The following is a 26,975-nucleotide window of genomic DNA, read 5'->3' on the forward strand; positions in this document are numbered from 1 at the left end:
ATCGGTTTTTCAGATTATATAATAAAACTTGAGATCTCTAAGGAGGATTTTATGAAGCGTTTCTTTGGACCAGAAGGAAATCAATTAGAACATTCATTTATAGCATTAGATGAAGGAAATCCAATAGGATTAATTTTAGGAGGTGTTAAAGATTATGAAGGAATCAGAACTATTCGCTGCGGAGCCCTTTGTGTTCATCCTGACTACCGTGGAAAAGAAGTTAGTAAAAATCTATTTCAGCTGCATAGGCGGGCTGCAGTAGACAATAAATGTAAACAGCTGTTTTTAGAAGTTATAGTAGGGAATGATAGAGCTATCAAATTTTATAGTAAATTGGGTTATGAAAAAGTCTATGATATAAAATATTATTCTATTAAAGATATTGATAAACTACAGGGAGAAGCAGATGAAGCTATAGATATAGAGGAAGTAACCTTCGATACTATTTTGAACTTATCAGAAGAGATAAAGGATATTCATATTAATTGGCAAAATGATTTTGACTATATGAAAAAACTTGAAGGATTGAATTATTATGGAGTTTATGAGGAAAACAAATTAATAGGAGCTATGAGTATAAGTAAAAATGGAAAAGTTTTTTTCATTTGGGTTAATCCACAGTATCGCCAAAAAGGAATAGGAAGAAGTCTTATTCTAAAAGCAACTAATGATCTAAATCTAAATAGTGTGAGTATAAGTTTCCCTAATAATGCTAGTATAGAAGGTTTTATAAAACATATGAATTTCAAAAAAGATAGTATATCACAATATGAAATGTATTTAACTATTTAATAAAATGAAAGCGGGGTATATGGATGAAGGCAATTAGAAAATTATCAAGTGAAGGAGAGTTTATTGCTTTTGCAGATATAGTAGGGAATGCTTATCCGGGATTTAATATAGAGACAGAGGAACAGAAGAAAAAATTTGTTGAGAATTCCATGAAAGTACAGGAAGAAAATCCTTTCGTTACATTTTATGGAGTATTTGAAGAGGATAACCTTCTTGGTGGTATGAGATATCATGATTTTAAAATGAATCTGCTGTCAACAAAGATTAAAGTCGGAGGAGTAGGCTTAATAGGAGTAGATTTATTGCATAAAAAGGAAAAGGTAGCTAAAGCAATAATGACTAAATTTATAGAGGATTATAGGAGCCAAGGAATATCTATGGCAATCCTTTATCCATTTAATCCCGAATTTTATAAGAAGATGGGTTTTGGGTTTGGAACCAGTATAAGTCAATATAGAGTAAAGCCTTCTAATCTTCCTAAGGGTAAGTCTAAATCAAATATAAAGCATATTAGAGGGAATGACGCCAAAAAATTATTGGATTGTTATACTAGAATCTATGAAAAAACTAATGGACTTATAGAAAAATATGAAAGGGAATTCCAATTACTATTTAACAATCAAAAGATGAAAGTAGTAGGATATAAGAAGAACAATGAGATTAAGGGATACATGGTATTCGAATTTAAACCAAGTCATGATAAAAATATTTTTGTAAATGATATTATAGTGAATCAATTGTTATTTGAAGATCAGGAATCACTTATGGAATTAATGACTTTTTTAAATAGTCAAAGTGATCAAATAAATAATGTTATTTTTAATATACAGGATGAAAACTTTAGATTTATATTAGAAGATCCTAGAAATGATTCTAGCAATATTTTAACACCAGTATATCATGAATCTAGCATGCAGGGAACGGGAATAATGTATAGAGTAATTGATTTAAAGGGAATTATAAATGAACTAAGGAATCATAATTTTAATAATGAGAGGTGCAAATTGAAGATTACTATAAGAGATAACTTTATACCAGATAATGATGGCAGTATAATAGTGGATTTCAATAATGGATTTCCTACCATTGTAGATAATAAAGAATATGATGTTGAAATAAATTTGGATATAGCAGATTTTTCTTCCTTAATTACTTGTACAGTTAATTTTAAAAGCTTATATAAATATGGAAGAGCATTGATTTCAGATGAGTCTTACTTGAAAAAAGTAAATAATATATTTGCATCGGATGAAAAACCAATTTGCATGACTATGTTTTAATGAAAAGGAGCTGATTCTATCAGCTCTTTTTCATTAAAATTGCCATTTTCTGTTGGTTGACATAATAAATGAAATTCTATAATATATCCACATAGGTTATTTTGTAATGAGGAGAGGATTTCGTGAATATGAATTCTATATATAAAAAAAAGCTGGTATTTTCAATTCTTACCTGTTTCTTGGCATTTACTTTGCTATCTACAACCCCTAAGGCTATGGCCAATATAGTTTCAAAGGAACAACTGAAGAATGTAGGTTATTATACATCTTGGTCAGCTTATTCAAATTTTACTCCAGATAAAATCGATGCAACTAAATTGACTCATATCAATTATGCTTTTGCAAATGTAAATGAAGAGTTGAAGATAACTTTAGGGGATTCATATATAGATCCTTCTAATATAAAAAAGTTAAATGAACTTAAAAAAATTAATCCAAATCTCAAAATATTGATATCCGTTGGAGGATGGTCATGGTCTGATAAGTTTTCTGATGCAGCTTTAACGGACAAGTCTAGAACTATTTTTGCAAATAGCTGTGTAGACTTCATAAAGAAATATGGATTTGATGGAATAGATATAGATTGGGAGTTTCCAGTGAGCGGAGGACCTCCAACCAATAAATATAGGAAAGAAGATAAACAAAATTTTACCCTTTTACTTAAAGCCATACGAGAAAAACTAGATATACAGTGCAAAAAAGATGGTAAACATTATTTATTAACTATTGCAGGGGGAGCAGGTTCTATGGGTATTGATAATGTTGAGCTGTGGAATATCCATAGGTACTTAGATTTTGCAAATATTATGACTTACGATATGCATGGAACATGGGATAAATATACGGATTTCAATGCTCCTTTATATGGAGGTAATTCCCCTAATTACGTTAAATCCAGTGTAGATACGGCAGTCAAATCTTGGATAAATGCTGGATTTCCTAAAGAAAAAATTGTTATGGGAATTCCTTTCTTTGGAAAGCAATATAATATGGTGAATGTATGGAATAATGGTTTGTATCAGACTTTTAATGGTGGCTTATCCCTTAGCTATGCTGATATTGTTTCCAAATATTTAAATAAGCAAGGCTTTATAAGATACTATCATTCAGAATATATGGTGCCATGGCTTTATAATGGTACAACTTTTATATCCTATGAAGATGAGGAGTCCATAGGTCATAAAGCAGAATATATTAAGTTAAATGGCTTAGGTGGAGCCATGATTTGGGAACTAAAGCAAGATCCAAATAGCATTTTGTTGGACAAGCTATATAAAAGTTTACAATAAAAAATTGATTATAAAACCTAGGTCTAGAATAAGACCTAGGTTTTCCTATGCTTGCAGTTAAATATGAAAATATGATATATTATTGGAAGTAAATAAGTTTATATCTATTATTTTAAAAAGAGAGGATGTTATTTTTGAAGAATAAAAAATATCTGCCTATAATCTCCGCAATTATATATTCTACTATATTTGGATTTTCTTTTATGTTTTCTAAGATAGGATTAGAGGTTATGACACCAATAGAACTTATTGCCTTTAGATTTTTATTAGCAGCATTAACTATGACTACACTAAAGGTATTTAAAATTATTAAGGTAGATTTAAAAGGAAAGAATATAAAAATGGTTTTATTAACATCTTTTTGTGAGCCTGTATTATATTTTTTCTTTGAATCCATGGGAATAAGCATGACTTCTTCATCAGAGGCAGGTCTTATGATATCATTGATACCTGTATTTGTAGCTATTTTTAGTATGATATTCTTACACGAGAAACTTAAATCATCCCAACTAGGATTTATAGTTTTATCTGTAGGTGGAGTTGTTTTTATCAATATGATGAAGAATAGCTTAAGTTTGTCTGGAAATTTTCTAGGAATTATATTTTTATTTTTAGCCATAATTGCATCTTCTTTTTATAACATTGGATCAAAAAAATCATCAGCAAATTTTACTCCTATTGAAATAACTTATGTAATGATGTGGGTAGGAGCTATTTCATTTAATATAATATTGATTGCTACTAATTTAATAAAAGGTACAATGGGAAGCTATTTTGCACCTCTAGCTTATAATCAGGCCATAATTCCTCTATTGTATTTAGGTATTTTATCATCAATAATTGCATTCTTTATGGTTAATTATACTATATCAAAAATTCCAGTATCCCAATCCGCAGTTTTTGCTAATCTTTGTACTATAGTATCAATTTTGGCTGGGGTATTTATATTAAAAGAAGATTTTTTCTGGTATGATTTTGTTGGAGCTCTTATGATCCTTATAGGAGTATGGGGAACTGTATATTTTGGAGAAAGAGATAATTATGAGGTTTTAATCCACACTGAATTATTAGAAGAATAACTTTTGGTATAAACTATAATAATCAATAGAATTAGATGGAGTGATAATAATGGATGAAAAAGATAATGGCATAAAAGGATCAGGATGTGAAATACTAGTCCCTTTTAATGAAAGAAGACCATTAGCTGATATAGAGAGAAGTATTATAAAGACTTATAGAAAGCATATATGGGCTAAATTTATTAAAGCAATAAAAGAATATAATCTTATACAAGATGGAGATAAAATAGCAGTGGCCATATCAGGAGGAAAGGATAGCCTTCTTATGGCGAAACTTTTTCAAGAATTATATAGGAATGGAAATAAAAATTTTGAATTAGAGTTTATAGCCATGGACCCAGGGTATCATTCAGAAATAAGAGAGCTTCTAGAGGATAATTGTAAATATTTAAATATACCAGTCCATATATATGATGCGGATATATTTGCAGTTGCAGATAAAATAGCTAAGGATTATCCTTGCTATATGTGTGCAAGGATGAGAAGAGGCTCACTATATGGTAAGGCAAAGGAGTTAGGCTGTAATAAGCTTGCCTTAGGCCATCATTTCAATGATGTTATAGAAACTACAATGTTAAATCTATTATGTGCTGGTAATTTTAAGACTATGTTACCTAAATTAAAGGCTCAAAATTTTGAGGGTCTTGAATTAATAAGACCTTTATACCTAATAGAAGAAATTTATATTCAAAGGTTTATTCAAAATGCAGGAATCTGGCCTTTAAATTGTGCTTGTATGGTTGCAGCTAAAAAAATTGGTAATAAAAGATATGAGATAAAGGATTTACTTGAAATATTAAGGAAAGATTTCGTAAATGTTGATATTAATATTTTTAGAGCAGCTGAAAATGTCAATATGGACGGAATATTAGGATGGCAAGAAGATGGAGAAAAGCATTCATTTTTAGATGAATATTAAAAAGAGTTGACAAGGGGGAATTTGAGATGAAATTGATTTCTTGGAATGTAAACGGGCTTCGTGCTTGTGTGGGAAAAGGATTCTTAGATTTTTTCAATGAAGTTAATGCAGATATATTTTGTATACAGGAGACTAAACTACAAGAGGGACAAATTGATTTGGAACTAGAGGGATATCATCAATATTGGAATTATGCAGAGAAAAAAGGATATTCAGGAACAGCAGTATTTACAAAGGTTGAGCCAATGTCTGTATCCTACGGTATAGACATAGAAGAGCATGACAATGAAGGTAGAGTTATTACTTTAGAGTATGATGAATTCTACTTAGTAAATGTCTATACTCCCAATTCTCAAAGAGAATTAGCAAGATTAGATTATAGAATGAAATGGGAAGATGAGTTTAAATCTTATCTCAAAAAATTAGAAGATAAAAAGCCTGTAATCTTATGTGGTGATTTAAATGTTGCTCACAAGGAAATAGATTTAAAAAATCCTAGTACCAATAGAAAAAATGCAGGATTTACTGATGAAGAAAGAGAAAAGATGACAGCATTAATAAAATCAGGGTTTGTTGATACCTTTAGACATTTCTATCCAGATAAAGAAGATGCTTATACTTGGTGGTCTTATATGAGACAAGCAAGAGATAGAAATGTGGGCTGGAGAATTGACTATTTTATAGTATCAGAGACTCTTTTAGACAATGTGAAGTCAGCAGCTATACATTCAGATGTAATGGGTTCTGATCATTGTCCAGTGGAATTAATTATATGAAAAAAATAATTCTAAGAATTATTAGACTTTTTATAGGATATTTTGTATGTGCCGTAGGGATGGTCATGACTATTAATGCTAATATAGGGGTTTCTCCATGGGATGTATTTCATCAGGGATTAGGAAATATATTTAATCTACCTATAGGAAGAGCAAGCATAATTGCTGGACTTATAATAACTATAATAGATATATTCTTAGGACAAAATATAGGCTGGGGAACTATATTTAATATGATAGTTATTGGTATTTTCGTTGACTTTCTAATGTTCAATAAATTAATCCCTATTTTTAATTCTTTTTTTCCAAGTTTACTGATGATGCTTTTGGGGATGTTAGTTCTAGGATATGGATGCTATATTTATATTGGAGCAGGTTTTGGAGCGGGACCTAGGGATGGACTTATGGTTGCACTGACTAAGAAGACAAAGAGGTCTGTAAGATTTGTGAAAAATTCTGTGGAAATTTTAGCTACAGTAGTAGGGTATTTATTAGGTGGTTCAGTTGGTATAGGAACTGCTATAATGTCTATAGCTGGAGGATATTTTTTCCAATTTGCTTTCAAAACTGTTAATTTTGATGTATCTCAGGTAGAGCATAGATATATATCTGATGATATAAGGTTTATAAAGGAAAGATTAATAAGTGTTAAAGAGGATAAAGCCTAGACTTTATCCTCTTTATTATATTAATTAGTTTTTAATTCTTGTACTCCTGAAATTGAGTAAGTTCCTTCTGGGCTAAATGTATCTTTAGCTTCTTGAGTAGTGAAGTATACATTACCTTCAACCTTTGTATTTATTAATCTAACTCCAGGTGCTGAAATATAAAGGTCACCTTTGATAGTTCCGTTTTGTATTCTAGCTTTAGGAGTTTTGATAATTAATTTTGGTGTTGTTAAAGTAAATTCACCAGTTACATTTTTCTTATCATCTTGAGTGTAAAGAGCTATTTTACGATCAAAAGCATGTGTACCATCAGTAGCAAATTTACCATTTCTAAATTCACCTTCTAAAGCAAGCTCTTTATCAGTAGTGATATCAGATTCAAGACAAATAATCCATTTTCCATGTTTGGATATTGCTTTTTCAAAATTAGCTTCATCAGTTACCACAGAAGCTGATGCAATGGCATCTACCTCTACTAATTCTTGTTCTCCAGTAATTTCACTATTTGCATTATTGAAAGTAGACTTTGCACTTTCTGTAGTGAAATAAATACTTCCATTTACCTTAGTATTTTCTAACTTAAAGTTATCTGAGGAAACATAAAGGTTCCCGTTGAATGTGCCGTTAAGCATTCTAGGCATTGGACTTTTAATAAATAATCTTGGTGCTGTTAATGTAAAATTATGAGTAAAAACCTTAGTTTTATCTTCTAAAGTCTTTTGGCTATAAAGACCGATTTTACGGTCTGCTGTGTCGTTATTTTTAAACTCACCCTCCATAGTAAGGTCTTTATTGAAAGTTAAATCCTTTAATAAAGCGGCAATCCATGAACCATCTTTAGATATTGCTTTTTCAAAATCAGCTTCATCTCTTACTATTGAAGCAGTAGAAGTTGCATCAACATTAATTAATTCTCTTTTTCCTTTTATAGTACTCTTTTCATCGATATTGAAAGTTTCCTTAGCTTCATTATTTAAGAAATATATATTACCTTCAACTGTAGCATCTACTATTCTAAAGTTTGGTACCTCAACATATATATCACCTTTGAAAGTTCCGCCTTGGATTCTGGCATTAGGACTCTTGATAGTTAATTTTGGAGCTGTTATAGTAAATCTTTCAAGTACAACTTTGTTATCATCTTGAGTATAAGGAGCTATCTTACGTTGAATAGCATCTGTACCATCTGCATTTTTCTTGCCATTTTTAAATTCACCTTCTAGAACAAGTTCTTTGTCAAAAGTAAGGTCATTTAAAGTACAAATAATCCATTTTCCATCCTTAGATATTGCCTTTTCAAAATCGGCTGCATTATCTACTATAGAAGCTGATGTTACAGCATCTACTTTTTCTTCAGCTTCTTCTTCAACAGGCTTAGTTACTGTCTCTGTTTTTTCTGATTTAGGTTCAGTCGTTTCAGTTGGTTTTTCTGTCTCAGCTGGTACTACTGGTGTAGCAGGTTCAGCTGGTTTAACTACTTCAGCTACTACTGGAGTTAATTTTGCAAGAGTCTTTGGACCAACGATTCCGTCAACTCTAAGACTATTTTTACCTTGATAGTCTTTAACTGCTACTAAAGTTCTTTCTCCAAATATTCCGTCTGTTTTAAGTACATACCCATTGCTGTTAAGTAAAGTTTGTAGTAGCGTAACATCTCCACCTACAGAGCCTAATGCTAATAAACGAGTTATCGTTGATGATGTAGCAGTAGCTTGTGTTGTAACTGTAGTTGTTTTTGCTGGTGTTGTTGGCTTTTCTGCTGGTGTAGCTGGTTTTGCTGGCGCTGGTGCTGATGTAGTAGCCGCCGCTACAGCGTCAACTGCAACTAATTTTGTCGCTGAGTCTGCGTGGGAAACTAAGCTTGTAGAAGATAAAAGCAAAGCTGCGCAACTCACTGATGCGATTAATCTTTTGTTCATAAAAACACCTCCGTCATATTTTGGACAATATGGCTGTCCATACCATTATAGTATATATTTTTTCATAATACCTGGCAATAGTTATATGACATTTCACAAACAAAAGAATTACATTAAAGTGATATTATTTGATTTTTTCTATTTAATTCTATTATTGTGCACATATTTCCCTTAATTTTGTGGATAAAATCTGTTGTTGTGCTAAACTTATCCCCAAAATGCATTGGTATAAAATAATTTGGATTTACTTCTTTAATGAAATATTCTCCTCCTAAATCAAAGGCAGTTTCTAATCTAGGGTCTACAGGGAAAAAGGCTAAGTCAATATGGAAATCTTTAATCTTAGATATCTCTTCTTTGAAAGACCTTTCCATACTTAGTTTCTCCTCTTCAGTATCATCTTCCCAATACCACCAGTTTAAGTCACCTGCATGAAATATATTTATATTATCTACATTGACCAGGAAGGACACCCCCATATCTGTAGAGCCAAAAGTCTTTATTTTAATATCATCTAATTCTAGCTCCTCATAGGGTCTCATACTATGAATTTTTTCATCTTCAATATCTATATCTGAGCTTAGAACATAATTTATATTTTTATTTGTATTTCTCCATTTAAATATAGCAGGGTTAAAATGGTCTATATGAGAATGAGTTGCGAAGACTATAGTCTTTTTATCTTTTAGAGAAATGTCTCCTTTATAATAATCAAATACTAAATAAAAATTTTTTGTTTCCACAGTAAAACCACTATGGAATATGTGCTCAACAGTTATATTTAATTTATCCATATTATCACTCCTAACTAGAGATCTCTATATAAAATGATACCCCTTCTTTTTCATTTATAGCAAAGATATTAGAACTATGTGCGTTAATTATTTTATATGCTATGGCTAGACCTAATCCAAATTCGCCCTTATAACCTTTATTAAATTTATTAAACATGGTATTTAAAAGATTTTCTTCAATATGTGGACCATCATTCCATATTCTTAAGAGAGTTTTATTATCAGTTTTCTTCAAAGAAATAAGAATTTGACTATTTGCATACCGTATTTGATTATCTAATAGATTTTCAATTGCAATTTTCCATTGCTCTAAGTCACCTTCTATAGATATAGGAATAAGGTCTAGATTCCAATTAATATTTGTTCTATGCCAAGAAAATCTCTCTATTATTTCTTTAATTAAGGAATCAAGAGAAAAATTAACTTTATCTATTTCATGATTAGATAAATAATCTAACTTAGTTAGGTATAGTAAATTTTTAATCTTTTTTTCAAGTCTTTTAGCTTCATTATCTATCACATCTATAGAATCATCTAAAGTACCTTTTGGATATATACCGTCTTTAATAGCTTGAGTAAAGCTTTGAATGACCATTACTGGAGTTTTTAGCTCATGGGATACATGTTGTAGGAAAGACTGTTCAGCTTCATCTTGGCGTATAAGCTGTTTTCTAAGATGTTCAATAGAATAACCTAATTTTCCTATTTCATCTCTTCTATTTAGCTCAATAGGTTCATTCCATTCATTATTAGCTAATTTTTCTACTTTCTTTTCTAAATTTACTAATGGTTTAGATAAATACCTAGATAGTAGTATGGCTGGAATCCAGCTGAATAGAAATACCAAGCCCATGAGGTTAATAAGCCTTTTAAATAGAGTTTGAACTAGGTCTTCTCTATAAGAATCACCCATATAGGATACGAGAAAAGCATCTTGGTTTAGTACTTTACATTTTGAAATAATATAAAATACTTTTTTTCCATTTATATCGCCACTATATTCTTGACTAATGTTTCTTTGAACAATAGCTTGCTCCTGAGCTTTTTTTAAAAAGTCTTCAGAAATTGAAAAGCTTGCTATTGGTCTGTTGTCATCATATATTATAAAATGCTTTACAGTTCGAATGTTTTCTAATACTTGCTCTTCACCAAAGAAGTCTGGCCCAATATAGTCTCTATATACATTACTATCAAATTGATTAAATACTAAATCTTGAGCGGCATGAATAGAGGCATAGACCTCCCTTGTGAAAAAACTCCTTAGAGTAGAAGGAAGTATAAATGCCAACAGTATAGAGATAGATAGGGTAATAATGGCGATAACAATCCAAATTTGAACAGATAAAGGATAATTCTTCATGATTTATTCACCCTATAACCATAACCATAGACAGTTTCCACATCAAGGTCTGGCATTTTTTTTCTAAGTCTTCTAACTAAATCATCTACAACCCTATCGGAGCCAAAATAATCGTTTCCCCATACATGGTTTAATATTTGTTCTCTAGACAATGCTATGCTAGGATTTTTAGCAAAGTATATTAATAAATCATATTCTTTAGATGTAAGATCAATTATTTTTTCTCCAAGCTTAACCACCCTACTGTTATCATTTATAGCATATGGGGACAGGTTGCTTATAGTAGAAGCATTGGTATTAAATCTATCTAGAAGATTTCTAGCACGAATTACCAATTCCCTTGGTAAAAATGGTTTAGGCAGATAATCATCACTACCTAGTTCAAGTCCTACTACCCTATCAATATCAGCATCCCTAGCAGAAATAAATATAACTGGGATACTAGGTGTAGCTGATTTGATTTCTTTAATTAATTGATATCCATCAATATCAGGTAACATAATATCTAAAATCCATAAATCAGGCGGAGTTGAGATAGATCTTTCTGCATCAAGACCATTTAAAAATGAAACCACATTCCAGCCTTCTTTTTTTAGATAAGATGTAAGTACTAAATTCAAGTTTTCATCATCTTCTACTAAATATATTCTATAGGACATATAAATCACCCCATTATATAATTCCATTTATTTAAGGATATTATATCAAATATACAAAAAGAAAAACCAAATCCCACAACAAAAACATAATTTCACCATATTATTTTCATACTCTTAGATTAGAATTGAGATAATAAAAATAAAATGCACAATGCACGATACACAATGCACAATTAAAAGAATTAAAAGATTAAAAGAAACAACGTTGTTCTTGGGATTTTTTATTGTGGCGAAGATTTGAGCTTTCAATTGTGAATTTAAGTAGGGAACCAAAATCATGGTTTTTGATTTTGTGTTCATCACTTAGCTACTGATATTTGCCCCGCAGGGTATAATTCAGTAGTCCTTTAGGGTTTGTTCATCTAGTGAATTGCGAACTGTAAATTGATAAAATGGGAGGAAGTATTATGGATGAAAATAGAGATTATGGAATAGAAGAAAATGAAATCGATGAGAATCTAGAAAAGACAGAGAAGATCATAGGAGAGACAGAGGAGTTTGAGGAAGTCATAGGAAGTAAAGAAAACTATAAAATACCAGAAGATATTCATATATATAGGAGCTGTGGAGAAAAAAAGGAGCCAAAGAAGAAATCCTTTAGAGGTAGTTTAATATCCTATATAGCAATAGCATTAGCTGCTTCACTTGTGGGAGGCTTATCTTCCATATATATAGCACCAAGTCTATATGGCAGGGTATTACCTAATCCAAATAACACCGCATATACAGCAGCACCGATAAATATTACAACTAGTGATGATATAAATACAGTATCAGCTGTAGCTAAGAAGGCTATGAGTTCAGTAGTAGGTATAACTTCTGTAGAGTTACAACAGTATTTCTTCTCTCAACAAGAAGTAGAAGGTGTAGGCTCTGGAGTTATAATAGACAGTAATGGATATATTCTTACAAATTCCCATGTGGTAGCAGATGGAAATGCCAAGGAAGTTAATGTGTTATTTGAAAATGGTGATAAAAAATCAGGAACAGTACTTTGGAATGATAGTACATTGGATTTAGCTATAGTTAAAGTAGAGGCTACCGGGCTTCCAGTAGCTACTTTAGGAGATTCAGATAAACTAGAAGTTGGTGAGATAGCCGTAGCCATTGGAAATCCATTAGGATTAGAATTTCAAAGATCAGTTACCTCAGGTATAATCTCTGGACTTCATAGATCTATCCAAGTAAGTACAAATAACGTGATAGAAGATTTAATACAGACAGATGCATCCATTAACCCAGGAAACAGTGGTGGACCACTTTTAAATAGTAAAGGTGAGGTAATAGGTATCAATACAGCCAAGATAAAAACAGCAGAGGGATTAGGATTTTCTATTCCTATAAATGAAGCAAAGGCAATAGTGGAAGAAGTAGTTAAAAATGGATCATATAAGACTGTATTTATGGGAATATCAGGAGTTTCCGTTGAGGATTATCAAGCTAGACTTGGAGTTAAATTGACAACAGATAAAGGAGTAATATTAATTCAAATCTCAGAAAATACTCCTGCATCTAGAGCTGGCCTATTAAATGGAGATATTATTACAAAAATAGATAATACAGAAATAGACAATATGAGTAAACTTAAAAAAGTATTATATAAATACAAACAAGGAGATAAAGCAACATTAACAATTATAAGGAATAATACTGAAGAAAAGATTGATATAGAGTTTACAGATATAAGATAAACTGTAAATAAGATAACCTATGAGTAGTCCCCCTTCTCATAGGTTATTTTTTTATTTTTTGAAAATATTTTCACAAATTTGATTAAATAAGAAAAGTTTTTACATTGGTTTGACATATATGAGAGTGATAAGATTTAGATAAACAACAAACTAAGGAGGAATAAATATGGACTATTTACAAATTGCAAATAGCTTTCCAATGTGGTTGGCAGCAGGACTTGCAATAACCTTGGCATTATTTCAAGCAATTATCTTTGCTAAAAAATCTTATAATACAGGAAAAGAAATAGGACTTACAGAAGGACAAATGAAAAGTGCAATGAAAAGTAGTTTTATTACATCAATAGGGCCTTCAATAGTAATTTTAACAGGTCTTTTATCATTATTAGTAACAGTAGGTGGCCCTATGGCATGGATGAGATTATCTTTTATAGGCTCTGTCATGTTTGAGATGATGGCAGCAGGATTCGGAGCAGAGGCAGTAGGAGTTAAGATGGGAATAGACCCAATGACTAATATAGCATTTGCAAATGCAGTTTGGACTATGATACTTGGTTCTATTGGTTGGATAGTATTTGCTACATTGACAGCAGACAAAATGGAGAAAGTACAAGTTAAGTTTTCAAAAGGTGACAAAGGATTATTAGGTATTATATCAGTAGCAGCTATGTTAGGATCCTTTGGTTCACTAGTATCAGGACATCTAGTAGCAATGAATAAAAATACCATTGCAGCATTAGTAGGTGGAACTATAATGTTGATACTATTTCCAATAGCAGATAAAAAGAATATTAAATGGCTAAAGGAATGGGCTTTAACCTTAGCATTATTTGGTGGAATGTTAATAGCAGCATTAGTATAAGTAGAGATAATAGAGGAGGCTATTACAATGGAAAAAAATAATCACTATGATGGAGTGTATTTACCATATATAATCAAGTGGGGAAAGATAACTGGTTGGCTAGGCATATTATTATCATTTGGACCAGCATTAGTCCTTGCAGTAATATATAAGCTTCTTCCCCCTGTAAGTGCAATAATTACAGCATTTATAGCTATAGCATCAGCAGCAGGTATAAACTGGGTAGTTGAACCAATATCATATTTTCCGATAGTTGGAGTGCCGGGAACATATATGGCATTTATAACTGGAAATATTTCAAATCTTAGAATTCCAGCTGCAGCAGTATCCCAGAATGTAGCAGGGGTAGAACCTGGTACAAAAGAAGGAACTATTATAGCAACATTAGGTATGGCTATATCAGTTATCGTAAATATCGTAATATTAGCTTTAGGAGTATTTGCTGGTGCTGCAATATTAGAGTTACTACCAGAAAGTGTAGTTGTTTCATTTAACTATTTATTACCTGCATTATTTGGAGCAATATTTGTTCAATTTGCTCTTAAAAAATTAAAACTAGCACCAATCGCATTAGGGATAGCACTAGCACTAACCTTTGCATTAAAAGGAGGAGTATTTAGTTTCTTGCCAGGTAATCCAACATATATAGTCACATTAGGAGCAGTATTTGGAACTATCGGTATAGGTACAGCTCTATATAAGAAAAAACTTATATAAAAGTAGTTAGGGAGGGTTTAGATTGAATAAATCAGATGTATTAGAATATTTAAAGGGTGTAAGTGAAGAAGTAAAAGAATTGAGCTTAAAGGTATGGAATAATCCAGAGACTTCAGGAAATGAAAAAGAATCATCTAATTCATTTAAAGAAATATTAAAATCTTATGGATTTGAAATAAAGGAAGTAAAGGGAATGGAGAATGCTTTTATTGGTGAATATGGCAGTGGTTCTCCTGTAATAGCAGTATTAGGCGAGTATGATGCATTACCAGGACTATCTCAGTCCTTAGATACAAAATTTAGTCCAGTAGAGGTAAATGGTCCTGGTCATGGTTGTGGACATAATCTATTAGGTAGTGCAGCCCTAGGGTCTGTACTGGCAATTAAAAAGTATCTAGAGGAAACTAAGATAAATGGTACAATAAGATTTTATGGCTGTCCTGAAGAAGAGACTTTAATAGGTAAGGTAAAGATGATTAAAGCTGGAGCTTTTGATGGATGTGATTTGGCCCTTAGCTGGCATCCAATGAATGCAAACACAGCAATAGAAAGAGGATTTTTATCCAATAACTCAATCAAATTTAAGTTTCATGGGATATCTGCTCATGCAGCTCAATCACCAGAATCTGGTAGATCTGCTTTAGATGCTGTAGAGTTAATGAATGTAGGTGCCAACTATCTAAGAGAGCATGTTATAGATTCAGCTAGAATTCATTATACCATAACCAACGCAGGTGGAGCACCAAATATTGTTCCAAAGGAAGCAGAATCTTGGTATTTTGTCAGAGCACCTTATAGAAAAGATGTGGAAGAAATAACAGAAAGATTATTTAAAATCGCAAAGGGTGCAGCAATGATGACGGAAACAACAGTTGAATATGAGGTATTAGGTGGATGTTATGAGATGTTACCCAATAAAGTGTTATTTGATTTAACTCATAAAAATATGGTGGAAATTGGTTCACCAACATATACAGAAGAAGAACTTCGATTTGCAAAAGCTATACAAGAAACTTTAGATCCAAATATGGTAGAGGCTGAAATTAAAAAATTTATATCATCGGATAGTGATGAAAAAATATATATACATCAAGAAGTATTGGAAAAAGAAAATGTAAACTCTGTAGTAGTTTCAGGTTCCTCTGATAGTGGTGATGTATCATGGATAATGCCAATGAATTTATTCCTAACTGCTACCTGGCCACTAGGAGTACCAGCTCATTCATGGCAAGCAACTTCATCTTCTGGATCATCAATGGGTATGAAGGGTATGATATATGCAGCAGAGATTTTTTCAGGAATGATGTATGATTTATTAAACGACCCTAAATTAGTGGAGGAAGCAAATGCTGAGTTTAATAAAAGAACAGAAAAAAGAAAATATGTAAGCCCAATTGAGTAGTGATGATTTAAATTGTTCAATAATAACAATTTAAAGTTAACAATAAATTTAGTAAAAGATTCTTTGGAAATCTCTAGTAATACCATAATAAGAGATGCAAAGAATCTCTTTTTTTCATACATAAAAAAATTTGTGGTATAATATTAACATTAAATAGGAACAGGTGGTACTATGGGTTTAACTATTAGAGAAATGCTTAGAGCAGAATTTTTCAAAGATTTTAAAGTCATAGCAGGACAGGGAGGTTTAGATAAGCAAATACAAGGAATTGCAATCCTCGATGCCCCAGATGGATATAAATGGACTAAAGGTAGAGAATTTGTTATATCATCAGGTTATGTATTTCAACAACATCCAAGGCTGTTTGAAGAATATATTAATAGTGATATATTTAGGGAAATATCAGGTATGGGAATTAAGTTAGATAGATATTTAAAGACTATCCCAGATTATATAACAGATGTGTTTAATGAATATAATATACCTTTAATAAATATTCCCATGGGTCCTTCATGGATGGAAATTATGAACCAACTTAATGTACTTGTAATGAATAAAAATATTAGACAATTTAGGATAGGAAATATTAACCCAAAGAGTTTTTCTAATTTGACTTATCAATCAAGAAAGATAAATAAGATATTATCACAAATGGAAGGAGAAATGAATTTTCCTGCAATGCTCTATGATTTATCATCTGAAAAGGCTTATTATAGCTCTCCTACATTTTTAGAATTATTGGAAGATATTCAAATAGGAGATTTTTGGAATCCAACAATTGAGGTTACAAAAGAAATATTATGTGATAACCTTAAAATGATAAGATATAGGTTTTATGACGATAAATACGATAAGCCCTATAGCTGGATTACTGTACCTATTACAGTGGGAGATAAGATAAAAGCTTATTTTGTAGTAGTTGAAGCTACAGGACTTATAGATTATTTTGACCAATTTGCATTACGAATAGGTTTTTTTACTTCTTCAATCTCTATATGAACAAATATTAGTAGCACAAAGCATTGGAGACATAGGTTTTGAAAAATTTATTGCAGAAATCATATCAGGTAACTTGCTAGATGATGAAACCATAGCTAAAAGAGCTATTGATCTAGGTTTAGATATAAATTTAAATTATTATTTGATTTTGATGAAGCAAGAAAGGAAAGAGGCTCATCTAGTTAGCTACAAAAATGAACTTAAGGAAGCCGTAAGTAGCAGTATATCACACATGGAAGCTAGAATGGCTATGATAGATGACAATAGGTGTGTTTTTCTACTTCCAATAGATAATAGAATTTCTGAAAAAGAAAACTTAAAGTTAATGAAAAAATCAGCTGAGATTTTCAAAAAAAGAATTGAGTCAAAGATTGAAGATATAAATATAGTTTTTGGTATTTCGGATAATGAAAGTACAGTATATGAAATAAAAAGAAATTATATAAGATGTGAACAAACTATAAAGATTGGTCAAATATTATATCCCGATGAATATTATCTAAAGTATTCTGATTTAGGAGTTTTTGCTTGGATGGATATAAAGGAAGATGAATTAGAAATAATGTCAAAGGATATTAAAATTTTGATTGAAAATCCAGAGCATAGTGAGCTTATAGAAACTCTAAAAGTATATCTAGAGTGTAAAATGAATTATAGTCTTACGGCAAAGCAACTTTTCTTACACATAAACACAGTTAGAAAAAGAATAGAAGAAATAAATAATTTAATAAATTTTGACATGGAAGATCCTATGAATAGATTAAAACTTGAGGTTTTATTAAAATTAATTAAATAAACTATTATTGAACAGAAAAGATAGCTATTAGCTATCTTTTTTAATGAACGAATAAAGTGTAACGATACATATGGTGACACAATTAAAATATATTAAAAGTGTATTGCAATTAATATGAAAGTGTAGTATTCTGTAATCAATAATTTAAATTGAGGGGGAACGCAATGAAAAGAATAATTATTTTATTATTAATTGTAGCTTTAGCTACTCAAATTGTTGGCTGTACGGAAAAGAAAGAAGAAGTTATCAGAATGGGTTTTGTTCCTATGCAAGATGGAGATAAGCTAATAGAATCTGTAGAACCATTGACAGAAATGTTATCTAAGGAACTTGGAGTTAAAGTAGAAGGATTCACTGCCACTAATTATGTTGGGGTAGTAGAAGGATTAGGGTCAGGGCAAGTTGATTTTGGATTTATTCCTCCATTTGCCTATGTTTTAGCTAATCAAGAGAGTAATGCAGGTGTTATACTAACCGCATTAAATAAATCTGGAGAAGGAAAATATCGTTCTCAATTTCTAGTAAGAAAAGATAGTCAAATTAAAAATTTCTCCGATATAAAGGGGAGAAAAGTAGCATTCGTAGATCCGTCTTCTACATCAGGTTATCTATTTCCTGGAGCACATATAATCAAAGAGGGAATAGATATAGAAAAGGATATAGAATATGTATATGGTGGAGGGCATGATAAAGCCCTACAATTACTATTAAATGGTGATGTTGATGTAGCTACTACCTTTGTAGATGCGAGAGATAGATATAAGGAAGATTTCCCAGACGCTATGGAAAAAACAGAAGTATTAGGTTATACAGATTATATTCCAAATATATCTGTAACTGTGAGAGGTAATATGGATAAAGAGCTTCAAGAAAATATAAAAAATGCTTTATTGAATGTTGCAAAATCTGAAGAAGGTTCAAGGCTTTTGAAGGAATTATTTAATATGTATGGATTTGAAGAAGCAACAGATGATGATTACTATATTATAAGGACTACGGCAGAGTCTATGAATGTTGATTTAAAAGAGGGTAATTAGGAGTTGATCTAATGCTAAAACTAGAGAATATTACAGTTTCATATGATGGAAAGGCATTAGCAGTAGATAATATAAATCTAGAAATAGATCAGGGAGAATTTGTAGGGATAATAGGCTCATCTGGTAGCGGTAAATCTAGTATATTAAAGACTATAAACCTACTAGTTAGACCTATAAAGGGAAAGGTCTATGTAGATGATGTAGATATAATAGGGCTTAAAAATTCTCAGCTTAGAACCATAAGAAGATCCATAGGTTTTGTTTTTCAAGATTATAATTTGATTGATAGATCTTCAGTTTTAGATAATGTATTGGTAGGAAGACTTGGATATAAGTCTTCTTTTAAATCAATTTTTGGTATATTTAATGATGAAGACTATGAAAGTGCAAGTAAGGCATTAAGGCAAGTGGGGCTAGGTGAAAAGATGTTTGAAAGGGCAGATCAATTAAGTGGGGGACAAAAACAAAGGGTGTCGATTGCAAAAACTCTTTGCCAGAATCCTAAAATCATATTAGCCGATGAGCCCGTTGCAAGTCTTGACATATCAACTTCCAAAATTATAATGGAATATTTTAAAACCATTAATGAAAAGAACAACATTACAATATTAATTAACCTTCATGATGTAAATCTAGCCAAGAGATATTGTGATAGAATCATAGCTTTAAAAAAGGGAAAAATCTTATATGATGGAAAAGCAGGTGACTTAAGCGATGAACTCCTTAACAAGATATATCAATAATAAAAGAATATATAAAATTTTATATTTATTGGGAGCTATTATTATTCTAATTTTTTTAGGGAATAAGGTAGACTTTAATTTTATTAGACTGTATAAAGGTATACCAAGTATGCTTGGCCTTTTTGAAAGGATGTTAAGTCCCAATCTGTCCTATAGAACGGAGGTATTTGAAAGGTTAATTGAGACAATTCAAATTGCCATGATTTCATCCATAATGGGAGTAATATTGGCTTTGCCATTTTCTATATTTGTCTCTGATAATATTGCACCTAATAAATATCTAGCAGATATATTAAATGGATTATTCTCTTTTTTTAGAACTATTCCAAGCTTAATATGGGCAGCTTTATTAGTCAGTGTATTTAGTATAGGCAGGTTTTCAGGAATTATAGCTCTTATAATTATCGGATTTTTAATGTCTTTGAAGCTATTTCGAGAATATATTGAATCGATTAAGGAAAATCAATTGAATTCCATTAAATCTGTAGGGGCTAACTCTATACAAGTACTAAGATATTGTATTTTGCCATATATCTTTGAATTATCTATTTCGGTATTTTTTATTGTATTAGAAACTAATATTAGGTCTGCAACTATATTGGGTTTAGTTGGAGCTGGCGGAATAGGACAGATTATGTGGAGAGACTTAAATCATTTAAGATATGATAATTTAGCTACTATAATATTGATTTTGGTTTTGACCATTCTATCAATAGATTTATTAAGTTTGTTTATTAGAAAGTATTTAAAAAGTCTATCTATTAACTTTAAATTAATAGAAAATTATAAGAGGTTTCAAATATTAAAGATAATCTGTATTCCTATAATACTTATAGGATTGTTATCCTTAGCATTTAAGTCATTGGATATAAATTATGATAGATTGTTAATTGGACTAAATCAAGGGGCGAATATAATAGGAAGGATGATTAAAATAGATATATCATATCTTCCTAAGCTTATAGATGGAGTAAAAGAAAGTTTTTTCATAGCTATATTTTCTACTATAGTAGGTGCATTTTTCTCTTTAGTACTTTCTTATTTAACTGCATATAATACATCTCCCAAAAAAGAAATAGCTTTATTCTTTAAAGGAAGTGTAAATATATTAAGAACCTTTCCTCCACTTATAACTGCAATAATATTTTTTCGTGGTGTGGGACCGGGCCCATTAGCTGGAGCCATGGCTCTTAGTATTTATACAACAGGTGTACTTACAAAAATGTATAGTGAAGTATTAGAAAATGCTGAAAGAAATATTCAAGATAGTATAATTGTAACAGGGGCAACGAAATTTCATAGCTATAGATATGGACTTTTACCCCATACATTTCCAACTTTTATTAGTTTAGTATTATATAGATTAGAATCCAATATTAGAAATTCTGCTATTTTAGGTGTAATTGGAGCTGGAGGTATAGGAACCACTTTAGTAATGAATATAACATGGAGAAATTGGGAGCAGGTGGGATTTTTACTCTTAGGTATATCATTGATGATAATAGCTATTGATAGATTTAGTAATTATTTAAGGAAGAGGCTTATGTAATAGAAAATATCCTATAGAGTAAATAATAATTTATAGGATATTTGTATCGAAGAGCTAGGAAATAAGTTCAGAGAAATAACCATCATAGATTTTCAGGTTCTCTTTATTTATTGGTAGTGGCTTTATTTTGGAATATTTGATAAAGATTTTTGAGTGGCTGCTGTTTTTTCAATACCCTTCAATTAATGGCTATGGAGGATTATACCATAATTCAATATATCTATAAATTAATTTATTATAGTAGAGGGAGTCCTACAAGAATCAAGTAAAAAGATCCCTCATAAAATGAAGGATCTTTTTTCTAATAAAATTTCTCTATAAATTCTTCATAAGTCATAGTTCTATCGTTAAATCCATCAGGTTTTATTTCAATTATCCTGTTTGCAATAGTTTGAATAAATTGATGGTCATGAGAAGTAAATAGTACATTGCTCTTAAAGTCTTTTAAGCCATTATTTACGGAAGTAATAGACTCTAAGTCTAGATGGTTTGTAGGCTGGTCAAGAATTAAAACATTTGCATTATTTAGCATCATCTTAGATAGCATACATCTTACTTTTTCTCCACCAGATAATACCTTTGCTTGTTTTAATGCTTCTTCTCCAGAGAATAACATCCTGCCTAAAAATCCTCTTAGATATATTTCAGACTGTTCAACTGAGAATTGACGTAGCCAATCCACTAGGTTTAAATCCACATCATTGAAGAACTCCGAATTGTCTTTAGGGAAATATGATTTAGTAATAGTAATTCCCCATTTATAGCTGCCACTATCTGGCTCTATTTCGCCCATCAGGATTTTAAATAAAGTAGTAATACCTATTTCATCTCCAATAAAGGCAATTTTATCACCTTTATTTACTCTAAAGCTAATATTGTCTAATACTTTTACGCCATCCATTGTTTTAGATATATCTTCCACTGTTAAAATTTCATTGCCAACTTCCCTTTCCATAGTGAAGCCAACAAAAGGATATCTCCTAGTAGAAGGTATAATATCATCTAAAGTTATCTTGTCTAACAGTTTCTTACGAGAAGTGGCTTGCTTAGATTTCGAAGCATTAGCACTAAATCTGGCAACAAAGGCTTGGAGCTCTTTAATTTTATCTTCCTTCTTCTTGTTTTGATCCTTCATCATCTGAAGTGCTAATTGACTTGATTCGTACCAGAAATCATAGTTTCCTATAACCATTTTTATTTTACCAAAGTCAATATCCACCATATGAGTACATACCTCATTAAGGAAATGTCTATCATGGGATACAACTATGACTGTACCCTCAAAATCTCCCAAGAATTCTTGCAGCCATCTTACTGATTTTACATCAAGATGGTTAGTAGGCTCGTCTAGTATTAGTATGCCAGGTTTTCCAAATAAGGCCTGAGCAAGCAATACCTTAACCTTATCGTTACCAGTTAAATCGGCTACTTTTTTTTCATGGAGTTCAGTACCGATGCCTAAACCTTGTAATAAAGAAGAAGCTTCAGATTCAGCACTCCAGCCATCCATCTCAGCAAACTCTGCCTCAAGTTCAGATGCTTTGATACCATCTTCATCAGAAAAATCCTCTTTAGCATAAATTGCGTCTTTCTCTACCATTATCTCATAGAGTCTTTTATTACCCATTATTACAGTTTGAATTACTTCACAGTCATCATACTCAAAATGGTCTTGCTTGAGGACTGACATACGAACATCTTTAGCTATAGAAACATCACCAGTGTTTGGTTCAATTTCACCAGATAAGATTTTAAGGAAAGTACTTTTTCCAGCTCCATTAGCTCCAATTACACCATAACAATTACCTGGAGTAAATACCAAATTTACATCATCAAATAATTTTTGTGATCCATATCTTAAACTTACGTTATTTACACTAATCAATTTATTTCCATCCCTTACTTAAAATTTACATCATAATATTATATCATAAATTAGAAAGAAAACATAGAAAAAAGAGAAAATATTAATTTAAGACTTAGGACTTTAGAACTATGAGTCTTAGAGGAAATCCGACAAATTCTCCTTGTATTGACAACCTATATAATATACAATTAGAATATGGAAATTATTAGGGCATAGAAATAATTTTTAAATTGGACAGGGGGTAATAAAATCTATGAAAATAAGAGATAAGAAAGATTCACTGACTAAATATTTAAAAAAACTAGGAAGTAATGGTATAGGAATTATAAATAATAGGTCCATAAAGACTAAATTAATTGCAGGGTTTTTAATTATATCTATTTTTGTAGGTGTCATAGGTCTGTTAGGTACAAGTAATATGAGAAAGATTAATAAAAGTGCAGAAATGATGTATAGTTATAATTTGCAAAATATTGATGATTTACATATGCTTAAATCAACGTTGCAAAAAATAACCATAATGCTTCAATATATGGCAGGGGAAGACAGTGTGTCTCGTAAAGAAGAATATGTACAGCAAGTAAAAGATATAACAGTATCTTATAGAGAAATAATGGATAGATTTGAAAGTAGAGATATGGCTGAAGATGTTGAGTTAATATGGGAAGGCTTAAAAGGTGATGTAGAATATTATGAATCGAGACGTGAAAAAATTTTAGATAAGGTTGGAGAGAGTGCAGCTTCCATAACTGTATCAGTTAGGGCATTATCAGATTTTACAAATGAAATGTTTGAAAGAATAGATCAGCTGATTTTAATCAATCAAGATATGGCGAGAGAACAAGCCAATGATAATAACATAGCGTATAAACTCGTTTCCTTTACAATGAATATAATATTTATAGGTAGCTTTGCTGTTGCAATTGTTTTAGGGATATTTTTATCCTTTGGCATATCTGGAGCTGTCAAAAAGGGTCTAGAATTTGCCGAAGCACTAGGTAATGGAGACTTAAGATTTGAAATGATAGAGTCTAAATCTAATGATGAAATGGGTAAGCTTATGAGAGCATTAAAAGAGGCTCAAGAAAAGATAAAATCTACAATAATAAAAATATCATCAGAATCTCAAGATGTATCAGCTTCTTCTGAAGAACTTTCAGCCACAATTGAGGAAATTAGCTCAACATTTGAAACAATATCAAATAACACTTTAAATATAGTAAATGATATTCAAGAGATAAATGCTGCTACAGAGGAGTTGACAGCTACAATACAGGAAGCAAATTCTGGAGTGACTCAGCTTGCATCTAGTTCATCAGATGGAAATGCAGAATCAGCAAAAATTAAGGAAAGAGCTGAGAAAATAAAAATCCAAGGACAGGAATCAAAAAGAGTTGCAGATAATTTACTAAATGAGAAAGAACAGGCAATATTAAATGCTATAGAAGAAGGAAAAATAGTAAATGAAATTTCCATTATAGCAGAATCCATAGCATCAATTGCATCTCAGACAAATTTATTAGCTTTAAATGCAGCTATAGAAGCAGCAAGAGCAGGAGAAGCAGGTAAAGGATTTGCAGTAGTTGCAGATGAGATAAGAAAACTAGCAGAACAATCTGATGCATATGTAGCAGATATTCAAAAGGTAGTTGGAGACGTAGGATCTGCATTTACACACTTATCTATCAATGCTCAAGATATATTAGATTTTGTAGGTGGAAATGTAAGAAAGGACTATGATTTATTAATAGATACTGGAATCAATTATGAGAAAGATGCAGTATTTGTAAATAACTTATCTCAAGAAACAGCAGCAATGGCTGAAGAGTTAAATGCATCAATTGAAGAGATATCATCGGTAATACAGAATGTAGCGGGTAGTATGAATAGTGCTTCTGCTAATTCTGATGAAGTAATGATGGGAATGAAAGAAACAGTAACAGCATTAGAGCAAATAGCCGCTGCTGCAGATCATCAGGCTGCAACTGCAGAGCAACTAAATGGTTTGATACACTTATTTAAGATTAAGGAAGACTAGCAAATTTGCTAGTCTTCCTTATTTTAGCTAGTTTAGTATTTACTTACTTTTGTCTACTGAACTTCAAGGTTTTGCAAAGATTACAGAACAAATACTTAAATCGACACTATTTTCCAAACATTGACAAAAGACCTATTGAAATACAAAACTCATATGAGTATTATATATATGATACATAAATATTAAATTAACAATATAATGGAGGGGTAAAATGAAATGGATAAGAAATAGCTCCATAAGGGTAAAGTTAATTATAGGTTTTACAATTATTAATACATTATTAGTTAGTATAGGGATATTAGGGACTTTAGCTGTGAACTCAATAGGTAATAATGCATTTTTGATGTATACTGATTATTTACAAAGTATTGATGAATTACATCAAATTAGAGGCAATATGCTACATCAAGAAATAGTTCTTCAGCATTTAAAACAAGCAAGAAATAGCAGTGCAATAGAAGATTTATTAAAAACTATAACGGATTTAAGAGATAATAATGAAATAATAATGGATAAATATGAATCTAGGGAAATGTTAGCTGAAGAAGTAGAGATATGGGATAATTATAAGCAAAAAACTGAAAAATATAGAGATGAACTTGACAAATCTTTAGATCTAGTTAAAAGCAGCAGTGGAATGTCTGCAGCAAAAGCAATTGATAATCTAGAGATATATAGTACCTTAGTATTCGATGAAATTAATGCTTTAATAGCATATAATCAGAACCTGGCGGAAGTCCAAGATCAAAGTAATAGTAATATAGCTAATTCCACGAAAATATTTATGATTATCATAGTTACAATAGGATTTACAATAGCTTTTTCATTAGCATTTTTCTTGTGTAGATATATAACATCTTCAACAAGAAAGGGTCTAGGTTTTGCTGAGGCACTAGGTAATGGGGACTTAAGATTTGAGATAGAAGAGTCTAAGTCTAATGATGAACTAGGTAGACTTATCAAAGCTTTAAAGTTGGCTCAAGAAAAGATAAAATCTACAATAATAAAAATATCATCAGAATCTCAAGATGTATCAGCTTCTTCTGAAGAACTTTCAGCCACAATTGAGGAAATTAGCTCAACATTTGAAACAATATCAAATAACACTTTAAATATAGTAAATGATATTCAAGAGATAAATGCTGCTACAGAGGAGTTGACAGCTACAATACAGGAAGCAAATTCTGGAGTGACTCAGCTTGCATCTAGTTCATCAGATGGAAATGCAGAATCAGCAAAAATTAAGGAAAGAGCTGAGAAAATAAAAATCCAAGGACAGGAATCAAAAAGAGTTGCAGATAATTTACTAAATGAGAAAGAACAGGCAATATTAAATGCTATAGAAGAAGGAAAAATAGTAAATGAAATTTCCATTATAGCAGAATCCATAGCATCAATTGCATCTCAGACAAATTTATTAGCTTTAAATGCAGCTATAGAAGCAGCAAGAGCAGGAGAAGCAGGTAAAGGATTTGCAGTAGTTGCAGATGAGATAAGAAAACTAGCAGAACAATCTGATGCATATGTAGCAGATATTCAAAAGGTAGTTGGAGACGTAGGATCTGCATTTACACACTTATCTATCAATGCTCAAGATATATTAGATTTTGTAGGTGGAAATGTAAGAAAGGACTATGATTTATTAATAGATACTGGAATCAATTATGAGAAAGATGCAGTATTTGTAAATAACTTATCTCAAGAAACAGCAGCAATGGCTGAAGAGTTAAATGCATCAA

Annotated in this window: 23 protein-coding genes; 18 read left to right on the top strand and 5 right to left on the bottom strand. The window is 31.1% G+C overall.

Features of this window, described 5'->3' with window-relative positions:
• Positions 1-51 precede the first annotated feature (51 nt).
• The 7 genes from RDK80_RS08015 (at position 52) to RDK80_RS08045 (ending at position 6,803) form a co-directional block, all read left to right on the top strand.
• Positions 52-792 carry a GNAT family N-acetyltransferase gene (locus RDK80_RS08015; RefSeq protein ID WP_308523974.1) on the top strand — a complete coding sequence of 247 codons (741 nt, stop codon included), beginning with the start codon at positions 52-54 and terminating at the stop codon, positions 790-792.
• A gap of 23 nt (positions 793-815) precedes the next feature.
• Entirely contained in the window at positions 816-2,072 is a 1,257-nt protein-coding gene (eis, locus tag RDK80_RS08020) for a GNAT family N-acetyltransferase (RefSeq protein WP_308523975.1), read from the top strand.
• Positions 2,073-2,200: 128 nt separating this feature from the next.
• Entirely contained in the window at positions 2,201-3,361 is a 1,161-nt protein-coding gene (locus RDK80_RS08025) for a glycoside hydrolase family 18 protein (RefSeq protein WP_308523985.1), read from the top strand.
• A gap of 134 nt (positions 3,362-3,495) precedes the next feature.
• A complete protein-coding gene (locus tag RDK80_RS08030) occupies positions 3,496-4,440 on the top strand; it encodes a DMT family transporter (protein WP_201259939.1) in 945 nt (314 codons plus the stop codon).
• Between the two features lie 49 nt (positions 4,441-4,489).
• Entirely contained in the window at positions 4,490-5,359 is an 870-nt protein-coding gene (locus tag RDK80_RS08035) for an ATP-binding protein (protein ID WP_094902928.1), read from the top strand.
• A 26-nt stretch (positions 5,360-5,385) separates the two neighbouring features.
• A complete protein-coding gene (locus RDK80_RS08040) occupies positions 5,386-6,135 on the top strand; it encodes an exodeoxyribonuclease III (RefSeq protein WP_094902930.1) in 750 nt (249 codons plus the stop codon).
• Positions 6,132-6,803, top strand: a complete 672-nt coding sequence (locus RDK80_RS08045; RefSeq protein ID WP_094902932.1) for a YitT family protein — start codon at positions 6,132-6,134, stop codon at positions 6,801-6,803. The genes RDK80_RS08040 and RDK80_RS08045 overlap by 4 nt, the downstream gene beginning before the upstream one ends.
• Before the next feature lie 20 nt (positions 6,804-6,823).
• On the opposite strand, the gene RDK80_RS08050 is transcribed toward RDK80_RS08045, so the two are convergent.
• The 4 genes from RDK80_RS08050 to RDK80_RS08065 form a co-directional block, all read right to left on the bottom strand.
• A complete protein-coding gene (locus tag RDK80_RS08050) occupies positions 6,824-8,722 on the bottom strand; it encodes a peptidoglycan-binding protein (RefSeq protein ID WP_201259940.1) in 1,899 nt (632 codons plus the stop codon).
• 113 nt (positions 8,723-8,835) lie between these two features.
• On the bottom strand, positions 8,836-9,516 hold the full coding sequence (locus RDK80_RS08055; RefSeq protein ID WP_094902934.1) for an MBL fold metallo-hydrolase: 681 nt from the start codon (positions 9,514-9,516) through the stop codon (positions 8,836-8,838).
• Positions 9,517-9,526: 10 nt separating this feature from the next.
• Positions 9,527-10,876, bottom strand: a complete 1,350-nt coding sequence (locus tag RDK80_RS08060; protein ID WP_094902936.1) for a cell wall metabolism sensor histidine kinase WalK — start codon at positions 10,874-10,876, stop codon at positions 9,527-9,529.
• The gene (locus RDK80_RS08065; protein ID WP_094902938.1) at positions 10,873-11,535 is read right to left on the bottom strand and encodes a response regulator transcription factor; all 663 of its coding nucleotides are present in this window, start codon (positions 11,533-11,535) and stop codon (positions 10,873-10,875) included. The genes RDK80_RS08060 and RDK80_RS08065 overlap by 4 nt, the downstream gene beginning before the upstream one ends.
• Positions 11,536-11,942: 407 nt before the next feature.
• On the opposite strand from RDK80_RS08065, the gene RDK80_RS08070 reads away from it, so the two are divergent.
• From RDK80_RS08070 to phnE, 9 genes are all read left to right on the top strand, one after another.
• Positions 11,943-13,226 (top strand): trypsin-like peptidase domain-containing protein, encoded by a 1,284-nt coding sequence (locus RDK80_RS08070; RefSeq protein WP_308523976.1) that lies wholly within the window; start codon positions 11,943-11,945, stop codon positions 13,224-13,226.
• A gap of 166 nt (positions 13,227-13,392) precedes the next feature.
• On the top strand, positions 13,393-14,088 hold the full coding sequence (locus tag RDK80_RS08075) for a DUF5058 family protein (protein WP_256312308.1): 696 nt from the start codon (positions 13,393-13,395) through the stop codon (positions 14,086-14,088).
• A gap of 27 nt (positions 14,089-14,115) precedes the next feature.
• The gene (locus tag RDK80_RS08080; RefSeq protein ID WP_308523977.1) at positions 14,116-14,805 is read left to right on the top strand and encodes a hypothetical protein; all 690 of its coding nucleotides are present in this window, start codon (positions 14,116-14,118) and stop codon (positions 14,803-14,805) included.
• 22 nt (positions 14,806-14,827) lie between these two features.
• Positions 14,828-16,207 (top strand): amidohydrolase, encoded by a 1,380-nt coding sequence (locus tag RDK80_RS08085; RefSeq protein ID WP_308523978.1) that lies wholly within the window; start codon positions 14,828-14,830, stop codon positions 16,205-16,207.
• A gap of 171 nt (positions 16,208-16,378) precedes the next feature.
• On the top strand, positions 16,379-17,206 hold the full coding sequence (locus RDK80_RS08090) for a PucR family transcriptional regulator ligand-binding domain-containing protein (protein WP_308523979.1): 828 nt from the start codon (positions 16,379-16,381) through the stop codon (positions 17,204-17,206).
• A gap of 73 nt (positions 17,207-17,279) precedes the next feature.
• Positions 17,280-18,002, top strand: coding sequence for a helix-turn-helix domain-containing protein (locus RDK80_RS08095; RefSeq protein WP_308523980.1), 723 nt, complete (start codon positions 17,280-17,282; stop codon positions 18,000-18,002).
• Between the two features lie 164 nt (positions 18,003-18,166).
• Positions 18,167-19,039 (top strand): phosphate/phosphite/phosphonate ABC transporter substrate-binding protein, encoded by an 873-nt coding sequence (locus RDK80_RS08100; protein ID WP_216556404.1) that lies wholly within the window; start codon positions 18,167-18,169, stop codon positions 19,037-19,039.
• Positions 19,040-19,050: 11 nt separating this feature from the next.
• Complete coding sequence (phnC, locus tag RDK80_RS08105) at positions 19,051-19,782, top strand: phosphonate ABC transporter ATP-binding protein (RefSeq protein WP_256312304.1); 732 nt, start codon at positions 19,051-19,053, stop codon at positions 19,780-19,782.
• Positions 19,754-21,331: a phosphonate ABC transporter, permease protein PhnE gene (phnE, locus tag RDK80_RS08110; protein WP_308523981.1), complete on the top strand. Its 1,578-nt coding sequence runs from the start codon at positions 19,754-19,756 to the stop codon at positions 21,329-21,331. The genes phnC and phnE overlap by 29 nt, the downstream gene beginning before the upstream one ends.
• A gap of 301 nt (positions 21,332-21,632) precedes the next feature.
• On the opposite strand, the gene RDK80_RS08115 is transcribed toward phnE, so the two are convergent.
• Entirely contained in the window at positions 21,633-23,216 is a 1,584-nt protein-coding gene (locus tag RDK80_RS08115) for an ATP-binding cassette domain-containing protein (protein WP_308523982.1), read from the bottom strand.
• A gap of 235 nt (positions 23,217-23,451) precedes the next feature.
• Here RDK80_RS08115 and RDK80_RS08120 point away from each other — a divergent pair, with 235 nt between their 5' ends.
• Together RDK80_RS08120 and RDK80_RS08125 are read left to right on the top strand one after the other, a co-directional pair.
• Positions 23,452-25,236 carry a methyl-accepting chemotaxis protein gene (locus RDK80_RS08120; RefSeq protein ID WP_308523983.1) on the top strand — a complete coding sequence of 595 codons (1,785 nt, stop codon included), beginning with the start codon at positions 23,452-23,454 and terminating at the stop codon, positions 25,234-25,236.
• Between the two features lie 211 nt (positions 25,237-25,447).
• Positions 25,448-26,975: methyl-accepting chemotaxis protein (locus RDK80_RS08125; RefSeq protein WP_308523984.1), on the top strand; the 1,528-nt coding region annotated here is incomplete at its 3' end.

The organism is uncultured Tissierella sp., assembly GCF_902479755.1.
GTDB classification, from domain to species: Bacteria; Bacillota; Clostridia; order Tissierellales; family Tissierellaceae; genus Tissierella; species Tissierella carlieri.